Here is a 4,807-nt window from a genome sequence, read left to right on the forward strand (position 1 = left end):
ATATTCGTCGGTTTGGGATTCGGGGGGGAGTTCGGGGAGTTCGGCGGGGAGTTCGGTGCGTTGGGTGGCGATTTGGATGATGAGGTTATCGATTTCGGTTTGGCGTTGTTGTTGGAGTTGGGTGAGTTTTTGCTGCTCCCACTGTAGTTCTTGGAGGTTGAGGTGGAGTTGGCGCAGTTTGGCTTCGGCTTTGTCGCGTTCTTGTTTGTCGGTACCGAGTTCTTTGTCGAGGATAACTAGGGAGGCTTTGGTGGTGACGATCGAGTCCCCAATAACCGTTAGTCTAGTATGAATATCGGTCAACTTGCGATCGAGTCCGCCAATCTGTTCGATATATTCGCTAGTACGCCGCTGATTTTCAGAGATTTTTTCAGTTAAGATACTGCGCTGGCGATCGATTTCTTGGAGTTTTTGCTCGAAAGCAGTTAAGGCTTGTTGGCGTTGACTTAATTGTTGTTCGTGTGATTTAATTTCGGTCTGGATAGCTTGCCAATCGCTATGAACGCCGGATTTTTCGAGTTCGGCGAGTTCGGCATGAAGCTCTGCGAGAGCGGCTTCTTGGGCGGGCAAGACTCGTTCTAAGGCAGTAAGATCGGTGACGGTTCGATCGAGATCCTGCTGATTTTTGGCAATCTGAGTTTGTAATTGGGTTTGTTGGGTGGTTAATTGCCCGATTTCCTGCTGATTGCGATCGAAATTGAGTTTGATTTCCCGTTGATTTTGACGAGTATCGGCGACGGCGGCACTCAGTTGGCGCAGTTCAGTGTTGCTCTTATTAACTACTTCAATACTGACTTGCAAAATCTGTTCGATTTCGCCCAAACGTTGCTGGAGACTGCGCACCTCGGCAGACTCACTCGCATCAGCGGTACCAAAGTGGAGCGTGGATTTCTGAGAAATATTACCCCCTGTCATCGCCCCGCTGGATTCGAGCAATTCACCATCGAGCGTAACGATCCGATGTCTGCCTAATAAACTCCGCGCTCGATCGAGTCTGTCGAATACAATTGTCCCACCAAAGACATAATTAAAGATATTCTCATACTCGCGATCGAAGTCCACCAAATTGACGGCATAATCGATAAAACCTTGAGTTGCTCTGAGTGCGGCATTCTCACGTAATGGTTGAGCATTAATCTTATTTAATGGTAAAAATGTCGCCCGTCCGCCACGTTTTTGCTTGAGGATTTCGATCGCGCGGGAAGCTACGCCATCATCGGCGACGACTAAGTTACCGAGTCTCGCACCAGCCGCAATTTCGAGAGCTAATTGATAAGCCGGATCGACATTTCCTAATTGAGCTACTAAACCATGCACGCCAGGAATTTTGGCTTCCTTAATAATTTTGGTCGCAAAAGTACCCTGGGCTTCAGCTTGATCTTGATTTTGGGCTTCTAATTTATCGACTAATCGTTGTTTATCTCGTTGTTCTTGTAATAACCGTTTTTGGGTTTCTAACTGAGTATCGACATTCGCTTGAACGGCAGTGAGTTTATTTTCTAATAACGCTAGTTCGCCCGTAGCTTGAGCGAGTTTATTTTCTAATTCTGAAACCTTGTTTTTGTTTGTCTCTAGTTCGGGATTGATTGTTGCTAATCGTTCCGTTTCTTCAGCAATTTTCGCTCCCAACTGATTGCGCCGTTCGGTCAATTGTGCTTGAGCCGTGCGCTGTTTACTTAATAACTGAAGCGTAGTTTCAATCTGGCGACTAACTTGAGTTTGTTCCTCTACCCAAGCCGTCGATGCAGAGGCAATCGAGCTAGCCTTTTCTTTAGTTACTTCAACTTGATATTTCGCCTCATCTCGATCGGCTACCGACTTTTTCAATTGCGTCGTTTCTAATTGCTGTTGCTCGGCAGTTAATCGATTGAATTCTCGATCGTAATTAGCTAGCTGCGTTGCCGATTGTTGTTGATTAATTTGAGTATTCGATCGATTTTCCGTTACTTCTTTCTGCTGTTGTTCTAGTTGCCGCTGTTCCGCTTGCTGTGTCGCTAATTCTGCTTGAGCGGCTAATAATTTCTCTTCGCCCAAAGCTTTCACACAAGCATTAAGCCGTTCGACTTCTGCTGTCGTCGTGCCGATCTCGCTTTGGATCTCGATAACTTGCTTGTCCAACTCACCCAGCGCGACTTTTCCCTTACCTAAGTCCGCTTGAATTATCGTTTGTTTCTGTTGGAGATTCTGCCATTTCAAGACCACCTCTTCAACAGATTTCTGTTGAAACTCTGTCCGCAATCTTTGATATTTTTCCGCTTTAATTTTATCCTGTGCTAACTTATCCCGTTGCACCACCAATTCTGCAGCGACAATATTACATTTCTCGACCTTTTCCTTGACCTCATCCAGTGTACTTTTGGCTCGATCGATCTTGCGATCGAATGCTGCCACACCTGCCAACTCGTCGATAATTTCCCGCCGCTCCTTGCTATTCATCGAGATGATGCTGGTGACGTCCCCCTGCAGCACGACATTATAGCCCTCTGGATAAATCCGCAGCGCATTCAATTGGTCGTGCAACTCCGCGAGGTTGCAAGCCTCACCATTAATTGAATAATTCGATGTATAACCACCCTGAGCATTGACCCGCAACCGCCGCGTCACTACCCTCTGACTCGCCAACCGCTGCTTCGGTGGAGCTGGGGACAGACTACTCGCATCGATAATCTCAATTTCTGATGCTGGCTCATCCTCATTCTCCAGGTCGAACGTCACCGTCACAATCGCTTCAGACGCGCCCTTATTATTGGATCGATCGTGATTGACGAGATCCGGCAACCGTTCCGCCCGCATTCCCTTGGAGCTAGCCAATCCCAGACAAAATAATAGTGCGTCGAGAATATTCGATTTACCGGAACCATTCGGCCCCGATACCACGGTAAAACCGGGTAAAATCGGGACTTTGGTAGTACCACCGAAGGATTTGAAATGGGACAGTTCTACCTGTTTGATGTGTACCATAAGTTCTAGCTGCATCCCTTGGCGGCGCGAGTCCGCATTTTCCCAAGAGTTTATCTTAGCAGACTCTCGACCGTTTGTGAGTTTGGAGGGTTTTGATGGGTACGATCGATTTAGTAGATCGATATTTTAGATGACAATGGGTAATCATCTCTTTAAACCGTGGAAAGGTAATCAGTATGGAAATGAAAGCATCTTCAAAATTCCAATTTTGATTGTAGGAGAATCAAACTACACTGACAACTTGGAAAAAGAAAAGCCTCATGACACATTTACTCATCGACTGATTAGTAGCATCATTGACGCAAGCTGGAAGCATAGATTCTTTAGCAATATCCAACGTACCTTTGTTGAAAATGCTGATACAGAGGATTCAAGAAAACAGTTTTGGAATTCTGTTGCACATCATGAGTACATTCAGGATTGGCTCCCAAAACATGGAGTTCCGCCTACGAAAGAGATGTGGGAAAAGGCGAAACCAATTTTTCTAGAGGTAGTTACTGAATTAAAGCCTAAATGTATTCTGTTTGTTTGTAAGCGCGTTTATACTCATGTAGCTCTAGATTTTTCACCAAGCGATTCACTCATATTCAATTGTAGCAATCGTAATACCTTGCAAGTTCAAGATGCTCTAGCAACTTATGTCAATCATCCAACCCGCTATGGTTTTAGAAACTCACGAGGAGTCGTTCACGAATTGATTTTAAAGTCTGGTGGCAATCCTCAAATTACTTTATAAATTTGCTGTGTGATTCTCTATGGGAGAGAATAAAACGACGATCGGATTATCGATTGAATGTATTGGATCGATCGAACCAACATTGAATGAAAAATCTGTAGGGGCGGGTTTATGCCATTAATTTCGACTGTAACGACAACCTTCGGACAAACCCGCCCTCACCCACAATTAACATCCAGATCGGATTTATCGATCTTTGGTGAAGAAAAAATATTTAGGTTGTTGGTGGGGTTGGGCAGGTTTGAATTAGGTTGACTTCAGGTTTGGATTGGTTACATAAGCCTGCCCCTACAGGGTGATTTATGTGGGGACTTTTATCGATCGCGAATAATGGTATGGGAAATTCATGAATTCCCCATACTGAGATTGTGAGGAATGTTCCATGAATTGCTGGCGATCGTCAAGAGGATATCGTGATGCTTTAAAATATTAGAGAACCCCATATTAGGGAGAAAATCATGAAAATTAAAGTGGTCATTTGGCAAGAAGATGACGTTTGGTGCGGTTCTGTACCTGCGCTACCAGGATGTCATACTTGGGGTGATAGCTACGAACATTTACTGGAGATGCTGAAAGATGCGATCCAAGGCTGGTTAGAAGTTGCAAGTGACCGTAAAGAAGCTGAACCAGAAAAACAATTGGTGGAGATATCCCTATGAAAGCGGTGTCTGGCAAGATGCTTTGCAAAATTGTGGAGCGAAACGGCTGGGAACTGAAACGTATTTCTGGTAGCCATCACATTTATATTAACGATAGTATTGATGCTATTCTTTCAATCCCAGTTCATAGCAACAGAGATCTGCCAATCGGTACGCTGAGAAGCATTATGAAAGATGCGGAACTTACTGAAGATGATTTAACGTAAAGATAATTGTCATGAAATAGGCTCAGTCGGATGAAGAAACTCGCTCGATCTCATCAGCTTCATAAACCTGCACTTACCAAGTTGTAGATCTGCAATCTCGATCGTCGATCTGGGCATCATAGTATTGGATAGCATCTAGCACGATCGAACCAAGCCATCATGAGGAATACCGATTTCGGGAAGAAGCCCGATCGCACTAAAATTCAAATTACTAAAGGTGGCGAACTTTTTGAGAGCTATATTCC

Annotated in this window: 4 protein-coding genes; 3 read left to right on the forward strand and 1 reads right to left on the reverse strand. The window is 44.6% G+C overall.

The genetic code is table 11. The features are described from left to right. Positions 1-2,976, reverse strand: a 2,976-nt coding sequence (gene smc, locus RMO84_RS06450; RefSeq protein ID WP_310487649.1) for a chromosome segregation protein SMC, incomplete at its 3' end; no start/stop codon positions are given. Between the two features lie 115 nt (positions 2,977-3,091). On the opposite strand from smc, the gene RMO84_RS06455 reads away from it, so the two are divergent. The 3 genes from RMO84_RS06455 to RMO84_RS06465 all read left to right on the forward strand — a co-directional run bounded on the left by RMO84_RS06455 (position 3,092) and on the right by RMO84_RS06465 (position 4,562). Beyond that, positions 3,092-3,697, forward strand: coding sequence for a hypothetical protein (locus RMO84_RS06455; RefSeq protein ID WP_310487650.1), 606 nt, complete (start codon positions 3,092-3,094; stop codon positions 3,695-3,697). A gap of 458 nt (positions 3,698-4,155) precedes the next feature. Further along, positions 4,156-4,356, forward strand: a complete 201-nt coding sequence (locus tag RMO84_RS06460; protein WP_310487651.1) for a type II toxin-antitoxin system HicB family antitoxin — start codon at positions 4,156-4,158, stop codon at positions 4,354-4,356. Beyond that, positions 4,353-4,562: a type II toxin-antitoxin system HicA family toxin gene (locus tag RMO84_RS06465; RefSeq protein WP_310487652.1), complete on the forward strand. Its 210-nt coding sequence runs from the start codon at positions 4,353-4,355 to the stop codon at positions 4,560-4,562. The genes RMO84_RS06460 and RMO84_RS06465 overlap by 4 nt, the downstream gene beginning before the upstream one ends. Positions 4,563-4,807 lie beyond the last annotated feature (245 nt).

The sequence above is a fragment of the Chamaesiphon sp. VAR_69_metabat_338 genome, from assembly GCF_031423935.1.
In the GTDB taxonomy this organism is placed as follows: Bacteria; Cyanobacteriota; Cyanobacteriia; order Cyanobacteriales; family Chamaesiphonaceae; genus Chamaesiphon.